We start from the raw sequence: 310 nt of genomic DNA, 5'->3' as shown, positions 1-310 counted from the left end.
GTTGACAGTCAGTCTGGATTTGGATCTTATCGGCAAAGTTTGCATCATCTCTATCCTAGCGCTTATCTCGGGCAAGCTGGAATTAGCAAGGATCATGGAACAGTTAATTCCTTATCAGGCTACACATCTTATCTCTGATTTGTTGCAGCTGAGATGTGATGTTCTGCTCTTTGGCGTTTGTATGGTAGGAGATGAGTGTATTGCTTGGTGAAATTGAAGGATCATATATGGTTGTATGTTCCTTCATGCTTGCCATTAGTATGTCTACTGTTTTTCTACTTATTTGTTTTAGAACATTTTACTTAATGAG

1 protein-coding gene is annotated in these 310 nt (G+C 38.7%); it reads left to right on the top strand.

From position 1 onward, the window contains the following. On the top strand, nucleotides 1–211 hold a 211-nt coding region (locus C6N31_RS44920), incomplete at its 5' end, for a hypothetical protein (RefSeq protein ID WP_232486367.1). Nucleotides 212–310 lie beyond the last annotated feature (99 nt).

The sequence above is a fragment of the Streptomyces fildesensis genome (assembly GCF_016107395.1).
GTDB lineage: Bacteria > Actinomycetota > Actinomycetes > Streptomycetales > Streptomycetaceae > Actinacidiphila > Actinacidiphila fildesensis.
This window is presented reverse-complemented; position numbering and strand designations above follow the sequence as displayed.